Source organism: Mesorhizobium sp. M1E.F.Ca.ET.063.01.1.1 (assembly GCF_003998155.1).
Classification (GTDB): Bacteria; Pseudomonadota; Alphaproteobacteria; order Rhizobiales; family Rhizobiaceae; genus Mesorhizobium.
The window spans coordinates 1-944 of sequence record NZ_RZSC01001293.1; the positions used below are offsets into that span (position 1 = coordinate 1).

The 944-nt window shown below is 62.0% G+C and carries 1 protein-coding gene and 1 pseudogene; both read left to right on the plus strand.

What is annotated here, in order from left to right; all coding sequences use genetic code 11:
• A pseudogene (locus tag EOA29_RS38040) lies at positions 1-419 on the plus strand (lipoyl synthase); the annotation flags it as partial.
• A gap of 8 nt (positions 420-427) precedes the next feature.
• On the plus strand, positions 428-883 hold the full coding sequence (locus EOA29_RS38045; protein ID WP_126094051.1) for a type II toxin-antitoxin system RatA family toxin: 456 nt from the start codon (positions 428-430) through the stop codon (positions 881-883).
• The last annotated feature ends 61 nt before the right edge of the window (positions 884-944 follow it).

A 944-nucleotide genomic window follows, 5' to 3' on the forward strand; every position in this document is an offset into this window, starting at 1 on the left:
ACCATAACCTCGAAACCGTTCCGTCGAACTACCTGACGGTCCGGCCGGGCGCCCGCTATTTCCACTCCATTCGGCTGCTGCAGCGGGTGAAAGAACTCGATCCGTCGATCTTCACCAAATCCGGCATCATGGTCGGTCTCGGTGAGGAGCGGAACGAAGTGCTGCAGCTCATGGATGACCTGCGGTCGGCCAATGTCGACTTCATGACCATAGGCCAATACCTGCAGCCGTCGAAGAAGCACCATCCGGTGATCCGCTTCATCACGCCCGACGAGTTCAAGTCCTACGAGACGATCGGCAAGACCAAGGGCTTCCTGCTGGTGGCGTCGAGCCCGCTGACGCGCTCCTCGCATCACGCCGGCGAGGACTTCGCCAGGCTGCGTGCGGCGCGCGAAGCGCAGCTCGAGAAAGCCGGCTGACCATCTAAATGCCGAAATTCGAAGCCATCCGCCGCGTCACCCACACGCCGCAGGAGATGTTCGCGCTGGTGGCGGATGTCGAGGCCTATCCGCAATTCCTGCCGCTCTGCGAGGCGCTGACGGTGCGCTCGCGCAAGGAGCGCGACGGCCGCACCATCCTCGTCGCCGACATGAGCATCGGCTACAAGGCGATCCGCGAGACCTTTACCACGCAGGTGCTCCTGAAGCCGGACGAGAACGCCATCGACGTCAAATACATCGACGGCCCATTCAAATATCTCAGCAACATCTGGCGCTTCGATCCGGCCGATCGCGGCTGTGAGGTGCATTTCTTCATCGACTACGAATTCAAGAGCCGCATTCTCGGAGCGCTGATGGGGACGATGTTCGACCGCGCCTTCCGCATGTTCTCCGAAGCCTTCGAGAAGCGCGCGGACGTGATCTACGGCGCGAAGCCGGCCTGATCTTCACTCAGCTCCAAGCGCGCGCAGCCCAAGCTGCAACGCGTGCCGCACCGTCTCGTGG